General features: G+C 36.3%; 24 protein-coding genes and 1 pseudogene. 19 read left to right on the forward strand and 6 right to left on the reverse strand.

Annotation, left to right across the window (positions count from 1 at the left end; genetic code table 11):
- The first annotated feature begins 3 nt into the window (after window positions 1-3).
- Complete coding sequence (locus AC0L8O_RS04260; RefSeq protein ID WP_473446736.1) at window positions 4-516, forward strand: MogA/MoaB family molybdenum cofactor biosynthesis protein; 513 nt, start codon at window positions 4-6, stop codon at window positions 514-516.
- A 66-nt stretch (window positions 517-582) separates the two neighbouring features.
- Here the strand turns inward: AC0L8O_RS04260 and AC0L8O_RS04265 are convergent, their stop codons facing one another.
- The gene (locus AC0L8O_RS04265; RefSeq protein ID WP_473446737.1) at window positions 583-903 is read right to left on the reverse strand and encodes a hypothetical protein; all 321 of its coding nucleotides are present in this window, start codon (window positions 901-903) and stop codon (window positions 583-585) included.
- Window positions 904-1,146: 243 nt separating this feature from the next.
- Between AC0L8O_RS04265 and AC0L8O_RS04270 the strand changes: the two genes are divergently transcribed.
- From AC0L8O_RS04270 to AC0L8O_RS04300, 7 genes and pseudogenes are all read left to right on the forward strand, one after another.
- A complete protein-coding gene (locus AC0L8O_RS04270) occupies window positions 1,147-2,346 on the forward strand; it encodes an argininosuccinate synthase (protein ID WP_026560812.1) in 1,200 nt (399 codons plus the stop codon).
- Window positions 2,343-3,715, forward strand: a pseudogene (argH, locus tag AC0L8O_RS04275) (argininosuccinate lyase). The gene AC0L8O_RS04270 and the pseudogene argH overlap by 4 nt, the downstream one beginning before the upstream one ends.
- A 74-nt stretch (window positions 3,716-3,789) precedes the next feature.
- A complete protein-coding gene (locus AC0L8O_RS04280) occupies window positions 3,790-3,951 on the forward strand; it encodes a hypothetical protein (RefSeq protein WP_156931970.1) in 162 nt (53 codons plus the stop codon).
- 224 nt (window positions 3,952-4,175) lie between these two features.
- Complete coding sequence (locus AC0L8O_RS04285; protein ID WP_473446738.1) at window positions 4,176-4,943, forward strand: SDR family oxidoreductase; 768 nt, start codon at window positions 4,176-4,178, stop codon at window positions 4,941-4,943.
- Between the two features lie 126 nt (window positions 4,944-5,069).
- Window positions 5,070-5,750, forward strand: a complete 681-nt coding sequence (locus AC0L8O_RS04290) for a metal-dependent hydrolase (RefSeq protein WP_473446739.1) — start codon at window positions 5,070-5,072, stop codon at window positions 5,748-5,750.
- Between the two features lie 395 nt (window positions 5,751-6,145).
- On the forward strand, window positions 6,146-6,391 hold the full coding sequence (locus AC0L8O_RS04295) for a hypothetical protein (protein WP_226528529.1): 246 nt from the start codon (window positions 6,146-6,148) through the stop codon (window positions 6,389-6,391).
- Window positions 6,392-6,502: 111 nt separating this feature from the next.
- Entirely contained in the window at window positions 6,503-7,819 is a 1,317-nt protein-coding gene (locus AC0L8O_RS04300) for a DRTGG domain-containing protein (RefSeq protein ID WP_473446740.1), read from the forward strand.
- 275 nt (window positions 7,820-8,094) lie between these two features.
- Here the strand turns inward: AC0L8O_RS04300 and AC0L8O_RS04305 are convergent, their stop codons facing one another.
- Complete coding sequence (locus AC0L8O_RS04305) at window positions 8,095-8,391, reverse strand: YtpI family protein (protein ID WP_473446741.1); 297 nt, start codon at window positions 8,389-8,391, stop codon at window positions 8,095-8,097.
- Window positions 8,392-8,553: 162 nt separating this feature from the next.
- Between AC0L8O_RS04305 and AC0L8O_RS04310 the strand changes: the two genes are divergently transcribed.
- The gene (locus tag AC0L8O_RS04310; protein WP_473446742.1) at window positions 8,554-9,498 is read left to right on the forward strand and encodes a DHH family phosphoesterase; all 945 of its coding nucleotides are present in this window, start codon (window positions 8,554-8,556) and stop codon (window positions 9,496-9,498) included.
- A gap of 184 nt (window positions 9,499-9,682) precedes the next feature.
- Here AC0L8O_RS04310 and AC0L8O_RS04315 read toward each other — a convergent pair whose 3' ends face one another.
- The 3 genes from AC0L8O_RS04315 to ytrH form a co-directional block, all read right to left on the reverse strand.
- The gene (locus tag AC0L8O_RS04315; RefSeq protein WP_026560820.1) at window positions 9,683-9,871 is read right to left on the reverse strand and encodes a YtzJ family protein; all 189 of its coding nucleotides are present in this window, start codon (window positions 9,869-9,871) and stop codon (window positions 9,683-9,685) included.
- Window positions 9,872-10,117: 246 nt separating this feature from the next.
- Entirely contained in the window at window positions 10,118-10,588 is a 471-nt protein-coding gene (ytrI, locus tag AC0L8O_RS04320) for a sporulation membrane protein YtrI (RefSeq protein WP_473446743.1), read from the reverse strand.
- A gap of 28 nt (window positions 10,589-10,616) precedes the next feature.
- Window positions 10,617-10,952, reverse strand: a complete 336-nt coding sequence (gene ytrH / locus AC0L8O_RS04325) for a sporulation membrane protein YtrH (protein WP_026560822.1) — start codon at window positions 10,950-10,952, stop codon at window positions 10,617-10,619.
- A gap of 174 nt (window positions 10,953-11,126) precedes the next feature.
- On the opposite strand from ytrH, the gene dnaE reads away from it, so the two are divergent.
- The 8 genes from dnaE (at window position 11,127) to AC0L8O_RS04365 (ending at window position 22,213) form a co-directional block, all read left to right on the forward strand.
- Entirely contained in the window at window positions 11,127-14,474 is a 3,348-nt protein-coding gene (gene dnaE / locus AC0L8O_RS04330) for a DNA polymerase III subunit alpha (RefSeq protein WP_473446744.1), read from the forward strand.
- 280 nt (window positions 14,475-14,754) lie between these two features.
- Window positions 14,755-15,984, forward strand: coding sequence for an NADP-dependent malic enzyme (ystJ, locus tag AC0L8O_RS04335; protein ID WP_473446745.1), 1,230 nt, complete (start codon window positions 14,755-14,757; stop codon window positions 15,982-15,984).
- A gap of 17 nt (window positions 15,985-16,001) precedes the next feature.
- The gene (locus tag AC0L8O_RS04340) at window positions 16,002-16,628 is read left to right on the forward strand and encodes a FadR/GntR family transcriptional regulator (protein WP_473446746.1); all 627 of its coding nucleotides are present in this window, start codon (window positions 16,002-16,004) and stop codon (window positions 16,626-16,628) included.
- Between the two features lie 123 nt (window positions 16,629-16,751).
- On the forward strand, window positions 16,752-17,627 hold the full coding sequence (gene accD, locus AC0L8O_RS04345; protein WP_026560826.1) for an acetyl-CoA carboxylase, carboxyltransferase subunit beta: 876 nt from the start codon (window positions 16,752-16,754) through the stop codon (window positions 17,625-17,627).
- Window positions 17,621-18,598, forward strand: coding sequence for an acetyl-CoA carboxylase carboxyl transferase subunit alpha (accA, locus tag AC0L8O_RS04350; protein ID WP_026560827.1), 978 nt, complete (start codon window positions 17,621-17,623; stop codon window positions 18,596-18,598). The genes accD and accA overlap by 7 nt, the downstream gene beginning before the upstream one ends.
- 252 nt (window positions 18,599-18,850) lie before the next feature.
- Window positions 18,851-19,810 carry a 6-phosphofructokinase gene (pfkA, locus tag AC0L8O_RS04355; protein ID WP_473446748.1) on the forward strand — a complete coding sequence of 320 codons (960 nt, stop codon included), beginning with the start codon at window positions 18,851-18,853 and terminating at the stop codon, window positions 19,808-19,810.
- Window positions 19,811-19,947: 137 nt separating this feature from the next.
- The gene (gene pyk / locus AC0L8O_RS04360; protein ID WP_473446749.1) at window positions 19,948-21,708 is read left to right on the forward strand and encodes a pyruvate kinase; all 1,761 of its coding nucleotides are present in this window, start codon (window positions 19,948-19,950) and stop codon (window positions 21,706-21,708) included.
- A 118-nt stretch (window positions 21,709-21,826) separates the two neighbouring features.
- Window positions 21,827-22,213: an FxsA family protein gene (locus AC0L8O_RS04365; protein ID WP_473446750.1), complete on the forward strand. Its 387-nt coding sequence runs from the start codon at window positions 21,827-21,829 to the stop codon at window positions 22,211-22,213.
- Between the two features lie 78 nt (window positions 22,214-22,291).
- On the opposite strand, the gene ytvI is transcribed toward AC0L8O_RS04365, so the two are convergent.
- Complete coding sequence (gene ytvI / locus AC0L8O_RS04370; RefSeq protein WP_473446751.1) at window positions 22,292-23,410, reverse strand: sporulation integral membrane protein YtvI; 1,119 nt, start codon at window positions 23,408-23,410, stop codon at window positions 22,292-22,294.
- Between the two features lie 198 nt (window positions 23,411-23,608).
- On the opposite strand from ytvI, the gene AC0L8O_RS04375 reads away from it, so the two are divergent.
- Both AC0L8O_RS04375 and citZ read left to right on the forward strand, forming a co-directional pair.
- Entirely contained in the window at window positions 23,609-24,070 is a 462-nt protein-coding gene (locus AC0L8O_RS04375; protein WP_473446753.1) for a DUF441 domain-containing protein, read from the forward strand.
- A gap of 591 nt (window positions 24,071-24,661) precedes the next feature.
- Window positions 24,662-25,777 (forward strand): citrate synthase, encoded by a 1,116-nt coding sequence (gene citZ / locus AC0L8O_RS04380; RefSeq protein WP_473446754.1) that lies wholly within the window; start codon window positions 24,662-24,664, stop codon window positions 25,775-25,777.
- Window positions 25,778-25,781 lie beyond the last annotated feature (4 nt).

Here is a 25,781-nt window from a genome sequence, read left to right on the forward strand (position 1 = left end):
AGTATGAGTACGTTTGAACATAAGCAGGAAGCTCCTGATCAAGTTAGATGTAAAGTAATAACAGTTAGTGATACAAGAGATAAAGATAGTGACAAAAGTGGTCAGCTCATAAAGCGTTTTTTAGAAGATCAAGGACATATGGTGATGGATTATGAAATAGTCCATGATGAAAAAACACTTATTCGAAGAGCTATTTTAAAGGGGTGTGAAGCACAAGAAGTTGATGTTGTCCTAACAAATGGCGGAACAGGTATCGCCAAAAGGGATGTGACAATTGAGGCTGTCGAATCATTGATTGAAAAAGAAATTTCTGGCTTTGGTGAGATTTTTAGAATGCTGAGCTATCGAGATGATATAGGATCTGCCGCTATATTAAGTAGAGCAATTGCTGGAGTGTCCATGGATACAGCGGTATTTGCAATGCCGGGATCTTCAGGGGCTGTCAAACTAGCAATGGAAAAGCTCATTTTACCTGAGTTAGGACATATCGTAAGAGAAATTCAAAAGGATCTGTAAAAGAAGGTTGTCAACACAGCCTTCTTTTCTTATACATTTGAATTTGCTATAGAAAGCTGAACTTCGTCATTCATTATGTATTTTAGCCTTTGAGATATGCTGTGTTGTTCGAAACCAAATCCATAAATCATTGATAATAGAAGCGAGCTCGGAAATTTCATGATTTAATTTACAGGATCGATTAAAATCCTCTTCGATGTTCAATGCTTCCTGCTTTTTATTTATTTCTGCCTCAAGCTCCCCGATTCGATCTGGAATGCTCCCTCGAATTGTTTCCCATTCGGTTAATATTTTATTTTGAGTCTGAAGGTTATAGTGCGTCCATGATTTTGTTAAGTGTGGGACCTTTATTTTAAGTCTATGATCATAGGCAAAGTAATCGCTCAATTAATCTTCCTCCATTCTGCTCTTTCCTTATTTTACAATAACTCCAATCATTCATCTACCATCACAAAAAGGAGAAAAATGAATAAAATATTATAAAATTTAATTTTTATACAAAGAATCTGCAAAAATATACAATTTTTCTATTGACGAAATAGGGAAACAGTTGGTAAAGTGGTACCTATACAAGAGATGTATTTTTATAAACACATATTCATTTTTATACAACCGAGGAGGAACAAATAGATGAAAAAGGTAGTTTTAGCATATTCCGGAGGATTAGATACCTCTGTTGCAATTAAATGGTTACAAGAACAAGGATACGATGTTGTTGCGGCATGTCTAGATGTAGGTGAAGGAAAAGATACTGCATTTGTACAACAAAAAGCTCTTCAAGTAGGTGCAGTTGAATCATATATGATTGATGCTAAAGAAGAATTTGCAAATGACTTTGCGTTAGTAGCACTACAAGCACATACATTATATGAAGGAAAATATCCATTAGTATCTGCACTTTCACGTCCATTAATCGCAAAGAAGCTTGTGGAAATCGCAGAGAAAGAAAACGCAGTTGCAGTTGCTCATGGTTGTACTGGAAAAGGAAACGACCAAGTACGTTTTGAAGTTTCAATTAAAGCTTTAAATCCGGAACTTGAAGTACTTGCTCCAGTTAGAGAATGGGGTTGGTCACGTGAGGAGGAAATTGAATATGCTTCTAAGCACGGTATTCCGATTCCGATCAATTTAGATAGCCCATATTCAATCGACCAAAACCTGTGGGGAAGAAGTAATGAGTGTGGTATTTTAGAAGATCCATGGGCTGCGCCGCCAGAAGGAGCATACGATTTAACAACACCATTAGAAAAAACTCCTGATCAAGCGGAAATGATTGAAATTGACTTTGAACAAGGTGTTCCAGTTAAGATCAATGGTAAGGCATATCCTTTACATGAGCTTATTTTAACGTTAAATGAAATTGCCGGTAAGCATGGTGTTGGACGTATTGACCATGTTGAAAACAGACTTGTCGGTATTAAATCACGTGAAGTTTACGAATGTCCGGGTGCAATGACGTTAATTAAAGCACATAAAGAACTTGAAGATTTAACACTTGTAAAAGAAGTAGCTCACTTTAAACCAGTTATTGAGCAAAAACTCGCTGAGCTTATCTACAACGGTTTATGGTTCTCACCATTAAAACCTGCCCTGCATGCATTCTTAAAAGAAACGCAAAAATATGTTACTGGTACAGTTAGAGTAAAATTATTTAAAGGTCATGCAATTGTAGAAGGAAGAAAATCAGAGTATTCTCTATATGATGAAAAGCTTGCAACATATACAAAAGATGATGCATTCGATCACAATGCAGCAATCGGATTTATTGAATTATTCGGATTACCAACAAAAGTTAACAGCATGGTGAAAAACAAGAAGGTGGAAGTATGAAAAAGCTTTGGGGTGGACGCTTCCAAAAACCCCTGAACAATGGGTGGATGAGTTCGGCGCATCCATCCATTTTGATCAGGAATTAGTTGAGGAAGACATCACTGGCAGTCTTGCACATGTTGATATGTTAGGCAAGTGTGGGATTATCAGCAAAGAAGAAGCAGAGCAGATTACAATTGGCTTAACAACTCTATTAGAAAAAGCCAAAAAGAACGAGCTTACTTTTTCCGTTAACTATGAAGATATTCATCTAAATATTGAAAAAATGTTAATTGATGAAATCGGTCCTGTTGGAGGTAAACTACATACAGGTAGAAGCCGTAATGATCAGGTTGCAACTGATATGCATTTATATTTACGTAAGCATGTTACAATGGTCGTTGAGCTTATTGAGGGTCTTCAAAAATCCCTGATTGAAAAGGCGGAAGAAAATGTAGAAACAATTCTGCCTGGTTATACACATCTTCAAAGAGCTCAGCCAATCTCATTTGCCCATCATTTAATGGCTTATTTTTGGATGTTGGACCGTGATAAACAAAGATTTACAGAATCCTTAAAGCGGATTAATATATCCCCACTAGGAAGTGCTGCGCTTGCAGGGACTACATTTCCTATAGACCGTGAATATACAGCACAAAAGCTTGATTTTGACGGTATTTATGAAAATAGTCTTGATGGTGTTAGTGATCGCGACTTTATCATTGAATTTCTAAGCAACAGCTCTCTTATGATGATGCATTTATCTCGTTTTTGTGAAGAAATCATTTTGTGGTGCTCTCAGGAATTCCAATTTATTGAGCTTGATGATACGTATGCTACCGGAAGCAGTATCATGCCGCAAAAGAAAAATCCTGATATGGCAGAGTTAATTAGAGGGAAAACAGGAAGAGTCTACGGTAATTTAATGTCTCTATTAACGATTCTAAAGGGACTTCCGCTTGCTTACAACAAAGATCTTCAAGAAGATAAAGAAGGTATGTTTGATACAGTTAAAACAATTGAGGGCAGCTTACAAATCTTTATCGGAATGGTTGATACATTAAAAGTGAATAAAGAAAAAATGGAAAAGGCAACGTCAGAAGATTTCTCAAATGCAACTGAATTAGCAGACTACCTTTCAACAAAGGGAATGCCATTCAGAGAAGCACATGAAGTCGTTGGTACTTTGGTTTATCAATGTATCCAGTCAGGAATTTATTTAAAGGATCTGCCGTTTGAAGACTATCAAAAAGCGTCAAATCTTTTTGAAAAGGATATTTATGAGATGATCAATCCTTATGAAGCTGTACGAAAAAGAATGAGTGCTGGTGGGACTGGCTTTGAAGTTGTAAAGAAAGCACTTGAAAAAGCAAAAGCAACACTATCTTAATAAAATCATCGTATAACCTCTTTATTTTCAGAGACACTAATGTTCGTATACTGAAAATAAGGAGCTGTTTTATTTTGAAAGAGAAACGAGTAACTAGACAAACCTATTATTATGACCACTTGGGTGAACAAGAAACAATGCAACAACTAACAGATTCCTATTCAAGTGGAGTTGTTGAACAACAATATGATCCAAATTTTCTCCAAGAGCATTTTAGATTAAGAAGAGATTCATAAAGAAAACTGCTGGCTTACTTTTTTAGTCAGCTTTTTTTGCCTTCAATTTCCCCATAATTAAATTTCCAAACCGAGCAATAAAAATAGAAACAATTTATATTTTCGTTTATTGTTATAATAACACCTTATATGAATATAAACATAACAAATGAAGGAATATTCATGAAACAGATCAAATAAAGATATATAGAATAAGACAAGCTTTATGGGGAGGAAATGATATCGTGAGACATGCCCTTATTACTGCAGGATCAAAAGGGTTAGGAAAGAAAGTGACAGAAGAATTCCTGAAAAGGGGTTATTCCGTCACTGTCAATTACCGAAATGATATAGAAGCAGTAAATGAGTTCAAAGGGAATTACTCTCATCTTCTTGATCGTATTTTATTTGTTCAAGGTGATGTTACAAAGAAAGAAGATTTATCAAATATGATCGATGTATCACTTGAACGTTTTGGAAGACTAGATTGTTTAATAAATAATGCAGGTCCTTATATATTTGAAAGAAAAAAGCTTGCGGACTATACTGATGATGAATGGTATCAAATGATTGAAGGAAATTTAAGCTCTGTTTTTCATTTATTTAAAAAGGTTGTTCCCATCATGAGAAAACAAAAGTATGGAAGAATTGTTACATATGGTTTCCAAGGCGCTGAATCATCACCAGGTTGGCTGCATCGTTCTGCTTATAGTGCAGCAAAGGTGGGATTAGTTTCTTTAACAAAATCAATTAGTATCGAAGAAGCTGAACATGGAATCACGGCCAATATGATTTGTCCTGGTAATATAATTGGGGAAATGAAAGAAGCAACGATCGAACAATCGAGAAAAATAAGTGAAAGTCAATCAAAAACACCGATCGGACGGTCAGGAACTGGAGAAGATATTGCAAGAACTGTCGCTTTTATATGTGATGAAAATTCAGATTTGATCACCGGGTCAATTATTGAAGTGACTGGCGGAGCAAACGTCATCCATCGATTCCACTTGTAATAGTGGTAAGAGGAGAGAAAAGGTTTAAACGATAGCGGATAGTGGGTAAAATTTTATAAGGTTGATATAGAATAGATACGTTCCTTTAATTTATCAAGTTATATTACAAAGAAAGCGGTGAATAGTTTGCAAGTTTCATACCATGGTCATTCTGTTGTACAAGTGATGAGTAAGAACAAAAACATTATTATTGATCCGTTTATCAAAGGCAACTCTTTAACTGATTTAACTGTTGATCAGGTAAAGGCTGATGTTATTATCCTTACACATGGTCATAATGACCATGTTGGTGATACAGTTGAAATAGCCCAAAAAAACAAAGCATTGGTCATTGCTCCATATGAACTGGCTGTTTACATAGGTAAGAATGGTATAGACATTCATCCTATGAACCTAGGTGGTGCCTATCAATTTGATTTTGGAACCGTAAAGCTTACCCAGGCTTTTCATGGGTCGAGCTATCAGGAAGAAGATGGAACAGTTGTTTATACAGGAATGCCATCAGGAGTTTTAATTACAGCTGAGGGCAAAACACTTTATCATGCGGGTGATACGGCATTGTTTTCGGATATGAAAATGATAGGTGAACGCCATGAAATAGATATTGCGTTTCTGCCGATTGGGGATAATCTAACAATGGGACCTGATGATGCAAAAGATGCTGCAAAATGGTTGAAGGCGAAAAAAGTCGTTCCAATTCATTACGACACGTTCCCTCATATTAAACAAGACCCTATAAAATTTTCTCAATTGCTCCCTGAAAGTGTCGGCCTGCCTTTAAAAGTCGGTGAATCATATCGTGTGTAAAAAGAATTGACGCATCATGGTGATGTGTCAATTCTTTTTTGCTTTATGCTGTTTTCGCAAAGATTGAAGCTATGAATATGATTATAACTTCTATAGTGAAATGGAGCGGAAGACACTTAGACACCTGCGGGAGGTAGGAGAAAGGCTGAGACCCAGAGAGGCAAGCCGAGGCTCAGCTTCCTCCCCGGCGCATGGAGTGCCTGAAGCGCAATGGAACGAATTTTAACCTTAGATAGTACTTTAAAAAAACAATAAAGTATGCAACAATAGCCTTTACTTAATAAAGGATGATGACGCGTTATGTAAACTTTAATTTCTACTCTCCAAAGCTTCTTTTCTACATTGTACATGCATACAATTATTAATAAAGTTATGGATGTGAAAGGGTGGTTGAAATGAAAAGTTTGATTTATGCATTTTTGGCATTAGTGATGCTTTATTTTGGACTGCAAAATATCGCATTAACAGGTGATAAGATGCAGACTGTGTTTGTATTAAGTTGGTTATGTCTTGCGATCTTTGTCATAGGCGGGAATTTTGCGCAGTTCTTATATCGTCCAAAGCAGCAAGCTTCTGCAAGACAAGTAAAAGCATATAAAGAGTCACTGCAAAGAAAAAGACAACGCCAAACGTTGCGTTGATATAAGCTATTATCACCCTTATAATATAAGTGGACACGTTTGTTTAGACAACAACTCTCTTAAGAGTTATGTTTGCAGATAGATGCACAAATAGAAAAAGGGTGATGCAGCTTGGCTACGAAGCACGAGCAAATATTACAGCATATAACTTCACTGCCAGTAGGAGAAAAAATTTCTGTTAGGCAAATTGCGAAAGATATTAATGTTAGCGAGGGAACAGCATATCGCGCTATAAAAGAAGCTGAAAATAAAGGGTATGTAAGTACAATCGAACGTGTAGGGACAATTAGGATTGAAACAAAGAAAAAAGAAAATTTTGAAAAGTTAACATATGCAGAGGTTGTTAATATTGTTGAGGGACAAGTTTTAGGTGGACGAGCAGGCCTACATAAGACATTAAACAAATTTGTTATAGGTGCCATGAAACTTGATGCGATGATGAGGTATACAGGAGCTGGTAACCTACTTATTGTTGGAAATAGAACAACTGCTCACCAATATGCACTTGAAGCCGGTGCAGCTGTACTCATTACAGGCGGGTTTGATACTGAAGATAGTGTGAAAAAACTCGCAGATGAACTTGAATTACCGATTATTTCAACAAGTTATGACACATTCACAGTAGGAGCTATGATCAACAGAGCGATTTATGATCAGTTAATCAAAAAAGAAATTGTTCAAGTTGAAGATATTTTAACTCCGGTCGATAAAACAATTTGTTTATATACATCTGATACGATTGCCACATGGTATCAACATAATTATGAAACAGGACATGGACGCTTTCCGGTTATAGATCAAAACCTTAAAGTGCAGGGTATTGTGACGTCAAAAGATATCATGGGGAATGATCATTCGACCTTAATTGAAAAAGTCATGACAAAGAGTCCAATTACAGTTATAGGGAAAACGTCTGTTGCTTCTGCAGCGCAAATGATGGTGTGGGAAGGGATTGAACTTCTCCCGGTTGTTGACCAGCAAAACCGACTTCAAGGAATCATTAGCCGACAAGATGTTTTAAAAGCTCTTCAGGTCATTCAAAGACAGCCGCAAATTGGAGAAAAACTTGATGATATTGTGACAAATCAGTTCGTAACAATAGATGATGAGGCAAAACGAAGCAGCATTTTTCGTTGTGAAGTCAGTCCTCAAATGACGAACCACTTAGGTACCATTTCATACGGTGTCTTTACAACCCTTGTAACGGAATCGGTAAATCGGTTTTTAAGAGCGCAGAAAAAGGGTGACATTGTTGTTGAGAATATTACGATCTACTTCATTAAGCCTGTACAAATGGAATCAATGCTTGAAATACATCCGAAAATTCTTGAAGTTGGGCGAAAGTTTGGAAAGATTGATGTTGAAGCGTTTAGTAATGGTGTAGTTGTTGGGAAGGCAATGTTAATGGTCCAGTTAATTGAAAGATAGAAAAAGAGGTGTATTTGTCTTGGACTCTTAAAAAGTCAAAAGACACACACCTCTTTTTTAACGGGTAAGAAAGTATAAAATTTTGTACTTAGAGTGGGTGTCTAGCTCCGAAGCACAGGACGTGCAAGTGCAGTCGTGGAGATTGACGTCGCGTAGTTAGACTGCCAGCGCCTAGCCCCTCTAGGGTCTAGTCGATTTGGAATTGAAGGCAAAGAACGTGCCTTCTATTCCAAATCGCTTTATTTGCCCGAGAACTGATCAAGGCGCTTGCGCTTTTAATTTTGTTTCACTTCGCTTAACACCTGTGGTAAATAGTGTTTGTAAGCACGATAGCCTGTCCAGGCACTTGCAAAGCCGATTAGAAGGAAGATCGCTCCTATCACAAAGGACAATGTAGAGCGATAGAGAAAGAGCTGGTTCATTCCGAAAAATGCTACAAATAAGCCCAAAGCAATGCTTGATTTTGCGGAAATCCAACGCTTTTCAATTGGCTTATTTGAGCGATAAGATTTGATCTTATAATAAACATAAAAAGCTAAAGCGAAAATAATAAGAACAACTAAAACTGGCATTTTCAAAACCTCCATAAGGTTCAACTATCAAACTTTTACGAATCTATTTTACCATGTCCCAAATAAAAACAGGGTAAAAAATGAACAAGTCAATCAATCATTCTTTTTAATTCCGGAAAATTGTGATTTAATAACTTTATAAAAGGTAAAAAGGAGAACGTAATGAAACAACAAATTTTAGAAGAAATTCGCACTCATGATTCCATTATTATTCATCGCCATGTTCGTCCAGATCCAGATGCTTACGGTTCACAATGTGGATTGTCGGAGATTTTAAAAGCATCGTATCCGGACAAGAAGATTTATGTTGTTGGAGAAACTGAACCATCATTAGAGTTTCTTTATAAAATGGATCTTGTTCCTGATGAACTTTATCAAGATTCTTTAGTGATTGTATGTGATACGGCAAATCAGGCAAGAGTTAGTGACCAGCGTTATCATACTGGAAAAAAACTTATTAAAATTGACCATCATCCAAACGATGATCAATATGGGGACATTATTTGGGTAGATACATCAGCAAGTGCTACAAGTGAAATGATATACGAGTTATACTTAGAAGGAAAAGAAGCTGGATTACAACTTTCTAAAAAGGCTGCAGAGCTTCTGTATACAGGTATTGTTGGAGATACAGGGAGATTCCTTTTTCCGAGTACAACCGAAAAAACATTTCAATATGCAAGTGCATTAATTTCTGTGGGAATTAAACCAACACCAATTTATGATGAGCTATACAAAACAAAGAGAAATGTGGCTAAATTAAGCGGTTTTGTCTTACAAAACTTTTCTTTAACCTCTTCAGGCGCGGCATCTATGAAAATCACAAAAGAAATGTTAAAAGAGTATGAAGTGACACCTTCAGAGGCTTCACAACTTGTAGGGATTTTAGGTAATATTGAAGGGGTAAAAGCATGGGTATTTTTTGTGGAGGAGGAGACACAAATTCGTGTTCGACTTCGTGCAAAAAGTCTTGTGATCAATGGATTAGCAAAACGATATAATGGCGGCGGACATCCTCTTGCTTCCGGAGCATCTGTATATAGCTGGGAGGAAGCTAACCAGGTAGTCCATGAATTAGAAAAGCTATGCCAGGACCATACAGGATGAAACTAAGGGCTGTTCTTTCTTAGGAACAGCCCTTTTCTCTGCATGAAAATCTGTATGAATAGCAAATAATCACTATGTGAGGAACGTAAACATGAGGGAAATTTCGTCTTGCCGTCTTTGATGAAAGTTGGGTCCATACAAAGTCTGAGGAAATCGACTATTGAAGAAAATTAAATAATAGCGCTTACTTTTCTCTGTTCGGAATAAACCAAAAACCAAGCTCTGTTACATCTTCGTAAACATCAAGTTGTAGTTTCTTTAATTCTTTTTTTATTAGTCCTGCAAGTTCAGCTGATTCAACATAAGCAGAAAAGCCCTTTTTAATGATTTCTACTTTCTCTAGAGCTACTTTTTTAGAATTTAAAATATACATATCTCATCCCTCCATATTATATTTTCCCAGACTATAGTGCAGAAATATTGGAAAACAAGGGTATGGGTGTATTGGTAGGATATGAATGAACAAATGGAACATGAATTGTAGGAACTAAGAGTTCAAGAAGCCAATTTTAATGGTAAACTGACTTCTTAATGAATTCCTTGTTTTTCCTACTTCTATTTTATCGAAAAAAATAAGAAATTGCGATTCAATTTTTAAATTATTGAAAATAGACATATTTTAATCAAGGAAGGAAATTTCGACTTCGATGTACAGGGTGGTGTGTAACAATAATTTTGTTAATTCAAGCTTGTATTTTTTTCCATCAAATTCGTAGATTCGGTTTTCAATTGTTCGCTCAATCAAAAGTTGACTTGAAGAAACACTCTCAATATCCTTTGTAATAAGATCACTCAAATCTTCTTTTATGCTGTTTTCAATATTTTTAATTCTAAATTCTTTAAAAAGGTAACGATCTCCATTTGTTAAGTGGATCTTTATTTCCTGAATCGTTAGTTTTTTTTGTGCTTCTTTATTCAGCTTTGTATATTCTTCCTGATAAATTTTTTTATCGTTCTGTAATTCTTGAATTATTTGCTTTTGCTCATTTATAATTGTACTGTGCTTTTCCTGATTCACACCATAAATAAATAGAAACACGCCCCAACTGATAATTGCTCCTATTGCTGCACCAGCAAAAATCTTTGCCATGTAGGCTGCTGATAGTGTGGAGGTATTCTCATGATAGATGCTCCTGAGTTAACCATGTAATAAGAAGCCAGCCTGTTTGTGCTCCTCCCATAGCAGAAACGATTAAGAGTACCTGCTTCACAATATCTCTTGTTTCACCTTGGAAAATACCGCGTTCAAAACTGTAAAATGCGTCAAACGTTCCGCCTATGGCAGCAACAAGAGCCCATATTTTTAGTCGATTTGCAAATTCAAACATCTTTGTTAATGGTGGCTCTCCAGCTAAAAAAGCACCAATAGCGCCGATCAAGGTCCCTCCTAAAAGTACTCCTAAGGCAATAAAATAACTATGAATAAAAGCCGGCATAAAGGCTTCTTTGTCCATGTCCATCAACCTCCTATTTCTATATATATGGACGACCATTTTTAAGTATGTTTGCCATGACAAAATAAATGGTGCTAACTTTTTAAAAGCTCTTATTTGTGCAGCCTCCTATACACGAATATAATATTAAGTATGATATCGGTCGAATGATTTCAATAAGAAAGGGGGATATCGATGCCTTTTGTTCATCTCCAAGTTAAAAGTGCATACAGTTTACTTACAAGTGCAGCAAGATTAGATAGACTTGTAGGCAAAGCGAAAGAACTTCAATTCAAAGCGATGGCATTAACTGACTTTCAAGTCATGTATGGCGCCATTGCCTTTTATAAATTATGTCAACAACATGGCATAAAGCCAATTATGGGCTTATCCATTCACGTAATCGATAACGATAGTCAAATTCCTCTTGTTCTCTTAGCTGAGAATAATGAAGGTTATCAAAATTTAATCAAGATTAGCAGTGCTATACAAACAAAGTCACCGGAAGGACTTCCTAAGCGCTGGTTAAAAAGCTATAGACGGGGGTTAATTGCCATCCTCCCCGGACGAAATGTGGTGAACCTCGATGATGCTATCCATAAAGTAGAAGAATATCAGTCGATTTTTGGACAACAGTCATTTTACATAGGTTTTCAATTAATATCTAAGAACGAAGATGATAGAACTGAGCATTTGGTCAAGTTAAGTAATCAAACAAACAGTCCTCTTGTTGCAATCAATGACGTTTGTTATATCGAAAAAGAAGACTATTTAGCACATAAGTGTTTACAGGCAATAAAAAATGGAGACAAGCTTTCTGATGAAAAAATGGACCTTAAGGAGCCTAAGGAGCACTATTTAAAATCAGCTAATGATATGGTCTCACTATTTGAGGACTATCCTGATGCTCTTGAAAATACACTGAAGATTGCTGAAAGATGTTGTGTGAATTTGGATTTAGGTGTTTCACATTTACCAACATTTCCAACTCCTGAAAATCAAAGTGCAGATGTTTATCTGGAGGAGCTGTGTTATGAGGGTTTAGCATCTCGCTTTAACAATAAGGATTCTATATCTATATATGAGCAGCGGTTAAAGTATGAGTTGAGTGTGATTAAAAGAATGAATTTTAGTGATTACTTCTTAATTGTATGGGATTTTATGAAGTATGCTCACGAAAATAAGATCCTGACTGGCCCGGGGCGTGGGTCAGCTGCCGGATCGCTTGTATCATATGTCTTAAAAATTACAGATGTGGATCCTATTCAACACAGATTGCTCTTTGAGCGGTTTTTAAATCCTGAACGTATCTCAATGCCTGATATTGATATTGATTTCCCTGACACAAGACGTGATGAAGTTATTTCATATGTTGCTAAAAAATATGGAAAGCTTCATGTTGCTCAAATTATCACTTTTGGCACACTGGCAGCTAAGGCTGCAATTCGGGATGTTGGCCGAGTGATGGGAGCTTCTCCGAAAGAGACGGACGTCCTCTCCAAGCTTATTCCCTCACGCCCCGGGATATCGTTGAATGACGCATATAAAGAATCGGAAACTCTCCAAAAAGCGATAACAGAAAGCGATTTATACAAGCAAATTTTTAAAACAGCTTTGAAAATTGAAGGACTTCCACGTCACACGTCAACACATGCGGCAGGTGTTGTCCTAAGTGATCAGCCGCTTACAAATATTGTTCCAATTCAGGAAGGACAGCAAGATGTATATTTAACTCAATTTTCAATGGATTATTTAGAGGATCTGGGCCTCTTAAAGATGGATTTTCTTGGTTTAAGAAACTTGTCTTTAATCGAAAATGTCATAACACTGATTCAACGTGGAGAAGGAAAAGGTTTAGACCTATCAGACCTGCCTTATCAGGATGAAAAAACGTTCCGGCTCTTAACACAAGGGGATACAACAGGTGTATTCCAGCTTGAATCCGATGGTATGAGAAGTGTTTTAAAACGCTTGGGACCAACAACTCTGGAGGATATTGTCGCTGTAAATGCTTTGTATAGACCGGGTCCAATGGAAAATATCCCGCTTTATATAGAGCGAAAACATCATAAAAGTGACATAACATACCTGCATCCTGCACTCAAACCAATTTTGCAGAATACGTATGGTGTAATCGTTTATCAAGAACAAATTATGGAGATAGCATCCACTATGGCAGGCTTTTCATTAGGAGAAGCAGATTTATTAAGGAGAGCAGTAGGAAAGAAAAAGAAAGAAATACTTGATAAGGAACGTGAGCATTTTGTTAAAGGCTGTCAATTAAATGGATATAACCTTCAAGTGGCCAATTCCATCTATGATCTGATTGTGAAATTCGCTAATTATGGATTTAATAGGAGCCATGCTGTCGCATATAGTATGATTGCTTATCAGCTTGCTTTTTTAAAAGCTCATTTCCCTTTATACTTTTGGACCGCATTATTAACAAGTGTTAATGGAAATGAAGATAAGGTTGCTCAATATGTTCGGGAAGCGAAGCAAATAGGGATTTCAATCATGCCTCCTTCCATTAATAAAAGTGCATTTCCGTTTCTTGTTGAAAGGAAGGCTATTCGCTTTAGTTTATCAGGAATTAAGAATGTTGGGGTTACTGCTGTTAAGGAAATTTTTCATGCAAGAAAACAAAAACCGTTTGAAGACCTATTTGATTTTTGTATTAGAGTCTCGATGAAAATTATTACTAGACGTACAATGGAGCAACTTATATTTGCAGGTGCGATGGATGAATTTGAGGTGGATAGAGCCACATTATTAGCAAGTTTAGATGTTGCCATTGAGCATGCTGAACTTATGACACCTTCTGATGATCAACATTTTGATTTATTTTTAGGAGATGAGTTTAACCTAAAGCCCAAATACATTGAGGTAGAGCCATTTAAAACAGAAGAAAAACTTAGATATGAAAAAGAATCTTTAGGATTTTATTTTTCTAGTCATCCTGTTGAGGTTTTTCGTAAAAAGTTAATTGATATAGGAGCAACTACAATTGATCAATTACCCTCAAAAATAGATCGTAAAGTTTCGATTGGCGGGATGATTGGGGCAGTAAGAACCATCCGTACAAAAAAAGGGGAGGTTATGGCTTTTTTAAGTCTAGGCGATGAAACGGGCGAAATTGATGCCGTCTTATTTCCGCAAACTTATACCAAATTTAGTGAGAAAACAAAGGATGGATTGGTGTTTTTGTTTGGAGGTAAGGTCGAGAAACGGCAGGATAAGATACAATTTATTATTCAACAAATTATAGATACAAATGAATTGCCTGAGCTGCCGCAACAGGAAAAACTATTCATAAAAATAGAAAAACAGAGTGCTGAACAAAATAAGCTTTTCCAGGTAAAAGAGATGCTCAAAAGTTTCCATGGCAAAACACCTGTTTTCCTTCATTATGAAAATGAGAAACGAACCATACAATTGCCAGAGGAGTTCTTTTTTCATGCATCTCACACGAGTCTAAATGAATTAATGAAACTGTTAGGTAAAGATAATGTGGTGTTAATGAAAGGAAAAGGTGATAGATAAAATATGCCTATGACATTGTATCTAATCATGTAACTGCACTTTACAAAGTAGTGATTTATGTTATTATTTAATAATGATTAAAGGGTGGTCAGACCACTTGAGGAATTAGAAAGAACGCTATTTGAATATAACAATTTTTAAATAGCAAACCATTATTTATGAAAAATTGTGATCTATAAAATATAAGAAAAACTGCTATTCTTAAACGTTTTTATTTTTCTGAGTTTGATTCAACAAATGTTAGGATGTCTTAATGACTTTCACAGGGGAGTGTTCAATTATGTCATTGCGGGAAGAAGCCTTACATATTCATCGAGTTCATAGAGGAAAGTTAGAGTCAAAATCAAAGATACCAGTTAAGAATGCCCATGATTTAAGTCTTGCATACTCACCTGGAGTAGCAGAACCGTGTAAAGATATCTATGATGATAAAAACAAAGTATATGAGTACACGATGAAAGGAAACATGGTAGCAGTCGTTTCTGATGGGACTGCAGTGTTAGGTTTGGGGAATATTGGACCTGAAGCCGCATTGCCAGTAATGGAAGGAAAGGCTGTACTATTTAAAAGCTTTGCAGGTGTTGATGCTTTTCCAATTTGTTTGAACACTACTGATATTGAGCAAATTGTCAATACTGTTAAACTCCTTGAACCAACATTCGGCGGAGTAAATTTAGAAGATATAGCTGCACCAAACTGTTTTGTCATTGAAGAAAGGCTAAAAAAAGAAACAAATATACCAATTTTCCATGATGATCAGCATGGTACGGCGATTGTAACCGTAGCAGGACTTGTAAATGCTTTGAAGTTAGTAGGAAAAAGCATGTCAAATATCCGTGTAGTAGCAAACGGTGCAGGAGCTGCTGGTATTGCCATCATTAAGCTTTTATACCGATATGGTGTCAGAGATATTATCATGTGTGATACAAAAGGAGCTATCTACGAAAATCGACTCCATGGAATGAATAGTGTGAAGTCAGAAGTAGCTAAGTATACCAACCGGGATCAAAAAGAAGGATCACTTGCTGATGTTATAAAAGGAGCAGATGTATTCATAGGGGTTTCTGTCCAAGGTGCATTGACAAAAGATATGGTTCAATCGATGAATGAAAATCCTATTATTTTTGCAATGGCAAATCCAGTCCCTGAAATCATGCCCGAGGAGGCAAAAGAGGCTGGTGCAAAGGTCATTGGTACAGGTCGCTCTGATTTTCCTAATCAGGTGAATAATGTTCTTGCATTTCCAGGAATCTTTAGAGGGGCTCTTGATGTCAGAGCAACACATATCAATGAGCAAATGAAAATTGCAGCGGTCGAGGCTATTGCATCTCTTATATCAGAAAAGGATTTGAATTCTGATTATGTCATACCGGCACCTTTTGATCCAAGAGTAGCACCAGCTGTAGCATCGGCAGTGGCAAAAGCTGCAATGGAGACAGGTGTGGCAAGAATAAAGGTTGATCCTGAGGAAGTTGCTGAAAAAACAAGGCAGCTTGCCATTATTGAATAAAAGTGAGTGATACGTCATTGTCAACATCTCAATCTAAGGTATATATTGAAATTCTTCGTTATATCCGGGCTTTTATTGCAGAAAAGCAGCTTTCTTATGGGGATAAAATACCTTCCGAACGAGAGTTAGCTGAAAAATTAAAGGTTGGAAGATCCTCTGTTCGCGAAGCATTAAGAGCACTTGAGTTACTTGGGATGATTGAAACGCGAAGAGGGGAAGGGACTTTTTTAAAAGATTTTAGGGAACATAATTTGATTGAAGTGCTCGGAACGTTTATATTAGAGGACTCAAAGGCAATAGATGATATTATTGAAATGAATGATCTTCTTGAACGAAACGCCTTACTATTAATTATATCAAATGACGAGGAACAAACCCTGAAATTATTAGGGGAAAAACTTCATGATGGTATGATGAGCAGATATGAATTTATGAAGGAGCTAATGGTTCTAGCCGATAACCATCTATTATATCGTATATGGAATGTATTAAATGAGTATGTTTACTTTGTTCATAAAGGTAATGATGAAATTTATTATACAAAGAAAAATGGTGAAAAGCTAATAAGCGCCTTAATAGAAAAAGACCAGGTGGAAGTGTACAGAATTTATGAATCGGTATCTCTTAAAGAAAATGTCGAATAATAACAGACAAAATTCTACAACATCCTTGTCTTTCATTAGTTACAGTTAGATTAATTGACAAACATCATATAGACATAATAAACAAAAAAAGAGTAGCAGCTTAAGTATAGGGGAGGTACCGTTTTGCTAAAAGATTTATTTACAAAGCCAAAACCAAAGAAAAAGAAATATGCCTCAATTCCTTCAGAGCAGGCCAAACAAGATGTTCCGGAAGGAATTGTAATAAAATGTCCAAGCTGTAAAAAAATTATGTACACAAAAGAATTAATGAAGAATGTAAAGGTGTGTATGAACTGTTCCTACCACCATCAAATGAATGCTAGAGAGCGTATTGCAAGCTTGTTAGATGAAAATAGCTTTGTTGAATATGATAAAGAAATGATTTCTGAGAATCCATTAAACTTTCCCGGTTATGAAGAAAAATTAGAGAAGGACCGCCAAAAAACAAATCAAAATGAAGCGGTTGTTACAGGAGAAGGAACGATCAACGGGTTCAGGACAAGTGTTGCCATAATGGATGCAAGCTTCAGAATGGGAAGCATGGGATCTGTTGTAGGAGAAAAAATCACCCGTGCAATAGAAACAGCTAATGAAAAGGGATTGCCTATCATTATTTTCACTGCTTCTGGTGGAGCAAGAATGCAAGAAGGTGTTTTAAGCTTAATGCAGATGGCGAAAACAAGTTCAGCTCTTAAGCTCTTTAGTGATAATGGCGGGTTAATTATCTCGGTCATGACTCATCCAACCACAGGAGGAGTTTCAGCAAGTTTTGCCTCTCTCGGTGATTATAACTTTGCAGAGCCAGGGGCTCTTATAGGTTTTGCAGGTCGTAGAATTATTGAACAAACGATACGAGAAGAACTGCCGGAAGACTTCCAAACTGCGGAGTTTCTCTTGAAGCATGGTCAATTAGATGCGGTTATTAATCGACATGATTTAAAAGAAAAACTTGGTAATATTCTTGATATTCATCAAGCGGGAGGTGAAATCACATGGTAGGTGAATTAGAATTTGAAAAACCGGTCATGGAGCTCAGAGAAAAAATTAAAGAGCTTAAGGAATTTACAGCCCAGTCTGATGTTGATTTATCTTCAGAAATTGAAAAGTTAGAAGACCGGTTGGAAAAGCTGGAAAATGAAATCTATTCAAATATAAAACCGTGGGACAGAGTTCAAATTGCCAGACATCCAAACCGTCCAACTACACTGGATTATATTGAACATATTTTCACGAATTTTATCGAATGTCATGGTGACCGTTTTTATGGTGATGATGATGCGATTGTAAGTGGAATTGCTAAATTCAGAGGTGTCCCTGTTACAGTAATCGGACATCAGCGTGGAAAAGATACAAAGGAAAATATTAAAAGAAATTTTGGTATGCCACATCCTGAAGGATATCGTAAAGCGTTGAGATTAATGAAACAAGCAGATAAATTTAACCGTCCCATCATTTGCTTTATTGACACAAAGGGTGCTTATCCAGGTAAGGCTGCTGAGGAAAGAGGGCAAAGTGAAGCAATTGCTAAAAACTTATTTGAAATGGCCGGCCTCTCCGTACCTATTATTTGTATCGTTATAGGAGAAGGAGGCAGCGGTGGGGCTTTAGCGCTAGGTGTTGGAAACTATATTCATATGTTAGAGAACTCTACTTATTCTGTGATCTCTCCTGAAGGAGCTGCTGCCCTATTATGGAAGGATGCCGGATTGGCGAAAAAAGCAGCGGAAACAATGAAGATTACTGCACCGGATTTAAAAGAATTAGGTGTGGTAGATGAGATTGTCCCAGAAGTAAAAGGTGGAGCACATAAAGACGTAGGTCTCCAAGCGAAAAATATTGAAGAGGTTTTGGCAAAATCATTAAAACAACTTTCAACGATGAGTGATGAAAAACTAATTCAGCATCGTTATGAAAAATATAAAAGAATAGGTCAAGTATCGTTTGCAAACGATCTTCTTGGGGTAAAATAGATAAACGTGTGGCCTTAACAGGTCCACGTTTTCTTTTCGGACTCTATTATTGATGCAACGATGACAAAGTTGGACAATAATTTTGCAAAATTACATAATTCAATAAACACAAATGATAATTTATTGTATAATGAAAAAGGCTCATAAATAGGATATTCGACAAAAGTTGACCTTTTGTTGTATCTACAATATTTTCATGTTATTTTTGAAGTAATTCAAAATTTCTATTTAAAATAGTGGGGTGAGGAAAGGTTGAAAAAAATAGGTGTTTTAACAAGTGGTGGAGATGCTCCTGGTATGAATGCTGCTATCCGTGCAGTTGTTCGTAAAGCAATATATCACGATATTGAAGTTTATGGAATCTATAATGGATACACTGGATTGATTGAAGGTAGAATTGAAAAATTAGAACTTGGCTCTGTTGGTGATATCATTCACCGTGGAGGAACAAAATTATATTCTGCAAGATGTCCGGAATTTAAAACAATTGAAGGTCAGAAAAAAGGTATTGAACAATTAAAGAAACATGGAATCGAAGGCTTGGTCGTCATCGGTGGGGATGGTTCTTATATGGGAGCTAAAAAGCTTACAGAACACGGCTTCCCTTGTGTTGGTGTGCCAGGTACTATTGATAATGACATTCCGGGAACAGATTTTACAATTGGCTTTGACACTGCTCTAAATACTGTAATTGATGCAGTAGATAAAATTCGTGATACTGCAACATCACATGAACGTACATATGTAATTGAAGTTATGGGAAGACATGCAGGTGATATCGCTCTTTGGTCAGGTTTGGCTGGTGGGGCAGAAACCATTTTAATTCCTGAAGCAGATTATGATATGGATCAAATGGTATCGCGATTAAAAAGAGGACATGACCGCGGTAAAAAACACAGTATCATTATTGTTGCTGAAGGTGTTGGAAGCGGTGTGGATTTTGCTAAAAAAATTGAAGAAGCTACTTCATTTGAAACACGTGTTTCAGTATTAGGACATGTTCAACGTGGTGGTTCACCAACTGCATTTGACCGTGTATTAGCAAGCAGACTTGGTGCATATGCTGTTGAATTACTCTTAGATGGTAAAGGTGGACGCTGTGTTGGTATTCAAAAGAATGAACTAGTTCACCACGATATCCTTGAGATTCTTGATCAGCCTCATTCAATTGATGAAAACATGTACAGATTGTCAAAAGAACTATCCATATAAAAACCTGGTGGTATCGTTTCCAGAAATACATGTTTTTTATATATATAAGATAATAGCCATACTAACAATGGATAAAGGAGTAGGCTATGAAAGAGTGTCTATCTCCTTTATCCGCTAAATGGTAGGAGGAAAACAATATGCGTAAAACAAAGATTGTATGTACGATTGGTCCAGCTAGTGAAGCAATTGAAAAGTTATCTGAATTGATGGAAGCTGGTATGAATGTAGCCCGTCTAAACTTTTCACATGGTGACTTTGATGAGCACGGTGCCAGAATTAAAAATATTAGAGAAGCATCTGCTAAATTAAATAAAAATGTAGCCATTCTATTGGATACAAAGGGTCCAGAGATCCGTACAAATACAATGGAAAACGGTGCTATTGAACTGATTGCAGGAAATGAAATCATCGTTTCGATGGAAGAAGTTGTAGGAACAACAGAAAAATTCTCTGTAACGTATGAAGGACTAATTGATGACGTACATACTGGTTCAACTATTTTACTTGATGATGGACTTATTGAACTTGAAGTTCTTAGTTTAGATCATGCAAAAGGTGAGATTAAAACCTTAATCAAAAACAGTGGTACATTAAAGAATAAAAAAGGTGTTAACGTACCGGGTGTTAGCGTTAAACTGCCGGGAATCACTGAAAAAGATGCAAGAGACATCGTGTTTGGAATTGAACAAGATGTTGATTTTGTCGCTGCATCATTTGTTCGTCGTGCTTCAGATGTTCTTGAAATTCGTGAGTTACTTGAAGAACATAATGCAGGTCATATTCAAATCATTCCTAAGATTGAGAATCAAGAAGGTGTTGACAACATCGACGAGATTTTAGAAGTTTCCGATGGATTAATGGTTGCTCGCGGAGATTTGGGTGTTGAAATTCCTGCTGAGGAAGTGCCATTAGTTCAAAAAGAGTTAATCCGTAAATGTAATGCGTTAGGAAAACCTGTTATTACAGCTACTCAAATGCTTGATAGCATGCAACGTAACCCAAGACCTACACGTGCAGAAGCAAGTGATGTGGCAAACGCTATTTTTGATGGCACTGATGCAATCATGCTTTCTGGAGAAACTGCTGCGGGTTCTTATCCGGTGGAAGCGGTTAAAACAATGCATAACATTGCATCAAGAGCAGAACAGGCTTTAGATTACAAACAAATTCTTTCTAAACGAAGTGCTGAAGTAGGAACAACCATTACAGATGCAATTGGACAATCTACAGCTTATACAGCATTAAATTTAGGCGTATCTGCTATTGTTACTCCAACTGAAAGTGGTCACACAGCGAGAATGATCTCTAAATATCGTCCAAAGGCACCAATTATTGCTGTGACAGTTTCTGATTCAATTTCACGTAAGTTAGCATTAGTATGGGGAGTTTATCCAAGAAGTGGCAATCACTCAACTTCAACAGATGAAATGTTAGACTCCTCAATCTTGCAAGCAATTAACAGTGGGTTAGTTACACACGGAGATTTAATTGTTATTACGGCTGGTGTTCCGGTTGGAGAGTCTGGAACGACAAATCTTATGAAAGTACATGTTATTGGTAATGTACTTGCAAAGGGTCAAGGTATTGGAAGAAAAACTTCTTTTGGTAAGGTAGTTGTAGCAAGTACAGCAAAAGATGCTAAAGAAAAAATGACAGACGGTGCAATTCTAGTAGCACAAAGTACTGACCGCGATATGATGGAAGCACTTGAAAAGGCGTCTGCTCTAATTACTGAAGAAGGCGGATTAACAAGTCATGCTGCAGTAGTAGGTTTAAGCCTTGGAATTCCTGTTATTGTAGGAGTGGAAGGTGCAACAAACATTTTACAAGATGGTCAGGATATAACGGTTGATGCTGTAAGAGGTGTCATCTATCAAGGGCATGCTAGCGTTCTTTAATACAAGAGAAAATAGTTAACGTAAAAAAAGAGAAGGGTTTATTCCTTCTCTTTTTTACTATAAACGAATATGATTAAGTATAGCTCTCTACAAAATTGATGTGATAAGAGGTGAAGGTGTGCGTTTACTAATGCTACTCATTATCGTTATTCCAGCTTTAGAGATTGGAGTCTTTATCGTTTCCGGCAGGACGATCGGTACAATTCCAACAATTTTACTTATTATCTTAACAGGTGTCTTAGGGGCATGGCTGGCAAAGAGACAAGGATTGGAGACATTACGTAATGCTCAGCAGCAAATGCAGTTCGGTCAAATCCCCGGGGCTGCTCTCATAGATGGGATATGTATCCTTATAGGCGGAATATTACTATTAACCCCTGGATTTATTTCCGATATAGTTGGTTTTTTATTATTAATTCCTATCACAAGGAACAAAATTAAACCGTTATTCCTATTTGTAATTAAAAAAATGATCGATAAAAATCATTTCACAATTATAAGATGACATCATTGGTTTGTTAGACGCAATTAAACAAATAGGGACAGTTCCTTAAAGAAATGTAATTGGAACTGCCCGCTTCTTTTATTTTTTTTGATGACCAGCAATAAACTGCCACAAATCTTCATACACTCCGGCGCTCTTCAACGTTTTTAAAACAACCAACACAATGGGTCCCGCTATTAATCCTAAAAAACCTATCAGTTTATACCCAACAAATAAAGCAACAAGTGTAGCCAGAGGATCTAAACCAATACTTGAAGAAAGAACTTTCGGTTCCATGATTTGTCTTTGTACTAAGACAATCATATATAGAATCCCCAGCCCTATAGCAAGAGGTAATCCATCACTAAATGAAAGATAAACAATCCACGGTACAAACACTAAACCTGTACCTAAATATGGAAGAATATCAACTAGTCCAATTAAAAGTGCAATTGTGATGGCATAGTCAACACGTAAGACTAATAGTCCAATTAAGACAATGGCTGTCGTAATGGAAATCAAAGTCGCCTGAGCACGTATAAAGCCAATAAGTGCTTTCTTTAATTCCACAAAAATAGTTTTCCCGCTTGATTTTGCTTTCTGTGGGACAAAAACAGCAACTGTAGATTTAAATTTATACCAATCTTTGCTAATAAAAAATGTGGCTAATAGCGAAAAGATAATGACGGTAGCGGTGTTAGGAAGCCAACTAATGATAACCGGTATATTTTCTAAAAAGCTTTTAATGAAGTTTCCTACACTTGATGCAACTTGCTCGCCAATATTTTGGATATTTGCAATAATAGATTGTTGTTGATTTGTTTCAAGTGTATTAAAGAAATACGTTAATTGATTATAGATGGGCATAATTTTAGTCACGAAAAATGTTTCAATATAAAGAGCTAATAAATCTAAGTGACCTGGTATGACTTTTGCTAAATAAGTCGTACCGGCAACAATTTCAGCAACTAAAAGAATAAGAACACCCGCTATCATGCAAATTAAGAGCAAGATAGAAAGAATTACAGCAAAACCCCTGGGTATTCTGAAAAGGCGTTCTATTCCATTTACAATAGGGTTAATTAGCATGCTGATTAAAATCGCAATAATAAAAGGATAAGTCAGTGTTGCCAGATAATAAACAATGGATATGCTCAAAAAGATAATGGCCAAAATAAACAAAGCCCTTAATACACTATTTACGTATTGCAAATTCACTCTTGCAATCCCCCCATACGATAAGCTCTATGGGCTATATGAATATCTACTATCAAAATAGTTGAGCTCATAGATATTTAATTGGTATATAGCATGTTTATTACAAGTGGAGCTTGTTTATACTTTAAATTTATGAATAAAATGATGAAAAATATAGGAATAGTATGAATCGAAGTAATTTATGGAGGTTTTTACATCATGTTTAGTCAAGCGTCTTTATTTTTATTTATTCTCTTAGCTATTGGATTTATAGCTAAAAACCAATCATTATTAATTGCAGTGGGAGCCTTGCTTCTAATTAAATTGCTAGGTTTAGAAGCAAAATTATTACCTGCAATAGGTTCGAAGGGAATTAATTGGGGAGTGACGATCATTACGATCGCTGTATTAGTCCCGATTGCAACAGGTGAAATTGGCTTCAAGCAATTAATTGATGCTCTAAAATCATCATATGCCTGGATTGCTTTAGGTGCAGGTATTGCAGTTGCCTTGATTGCCAAAAACGGTCTTACACTACTTGCAGAAGATCCACATATTACGACAGCTTTAGTCCTAGGTACAATTCTTGCGGTTACACTTTTTAATGGTGTTGCAGTAGGACCGTTAATTGGTGCGGGCATCGCTTATTTAGCTATGCAAGTTGTTAAGATTTTTAGTTAGGATAGAAAAAATGTCATCATTTATGTAGAAAAAACCTGTACACTAATATAACAAATTTATGTTATGGTATTAATAGCGTTGTAGTTTATATAGAAGAAATCCTTAAAAAAACATTTTTCTAACAAATTTTTAACTATTAAAGTGGTTTTCATTCACAAAAATCAGATAATTGTTTATAATAGGATTAGCTTCAAAAAAAATGCCTACATGCTAAGAGGTAGTTTGCCTGTAGCAAACTGGTTATACTATCAATTCTACTCTTGCTTACCAGATAGTATAAAATAAGTCACATGTAACTAATATGTGATATTTTTTCAAAATAATAAAAAATGTAAGCATTTTCTTTCTGCTGCTTGCATGTGAGCAAGCGCTCGATCGTCTAAAAGTTTAAAAGTAATCATTTAAGTACTAGCATTCTTGATCTAAAGAGCCATCATAATGATTTTTCATATATGATTAGAAAAATATTTGACAAAGCTTCCTTACATAAAGGAACACCATTTAATAGTGAAGTCAATATTTCTTGTACTTAAATCTTTTAAACTTTAAGATGACTCAAATGGGGAATAAAAGGCAAAGGAGAGGTTTTATATGACAGCAACAAAAGGTCTTGAAGGAATCGTTGCAACTACTTCATCTGTTAGCTCAATCATTGATGATACTCTAACATATGTGGGCTACAATATTGATGATTTAGCTGAACATGCTAGCTTTGAAGAAGTGGTTTATTTATTATGGCACAGAAAACTTCCAAATTCAGAACAACTTGCAGAAATTAAAAAACAACTTGCGGAAAATGCAAAAATTCCACAGCAGGTTATTGAACACTTCAAATCATATCCTATCGATAAAGTCCACCCAATGGCTGCACTTCGTACTGCTGTATCATTACTTGGTTTATTTGATGATGAAGCAGATGTGATGGAACCTAGTGCAAACTACAGAAAAGCTATTCGTCTGCAGGCACAACTGCCTATAGTTGTCACAACTTTTGCACGAATCCGCAAAGGATTAGAGCCAATCGAACCTAGAACAGACTTGTCAATGGCTGCAAACTTTTTATATACACTTTCAGGAAAAGAGCCAGATCAAATTGGAATTGAAGCATTTAACAAGGCTCTTGTATTACACGCAGATCATGAGCTAAATGCATCTACATTTACAGCACGTGTTTGTGTTGCGACATTATCAGATGTATACTCCGGTGTAACAGCAGCAATAGGAGCTTTAAAAGGCCCTCTTCATGGTGGTGCAAATGAAGCTGTAATGAAAATGCTCTCTGAGATAGGAGAAGTTGAAAATGTTGAGAGCTATATCAATGAGAAATTTGCAAATAAAGAAAAAATTATGGGCTTTGGTCACCGTGTTTATCGAAAAGGAGATCCTAGAGCTAAGCACCTGAAGAAAATGTCAGAGAAGTTAACTAATCTAACAGGTGAACCGAAATGGTATGAGATGTCAACTAAAGTTGAGGAAATGGTTACTTCTAAAAAGCCATTGCCACCTAATGTAGATTTTTACTCAGCTTCTGTTTATCATAGTTTAGGTATTGACCATGATTTATTTACACCTATTTTTGCAGTAAGCCGTGTATCAGGTTGGTTAGCTCATATTTTAGAACAATATGAAAATAACCGTCTGATCAGACCAAGAGCAGAATATGTTGGTCCTGATAAGCAAGATTATGTTCCAGTGGAACAACGTTAAGCCT

This window comes from Metabacillus sp. KJ11-3, assembly GCF_055808295.1.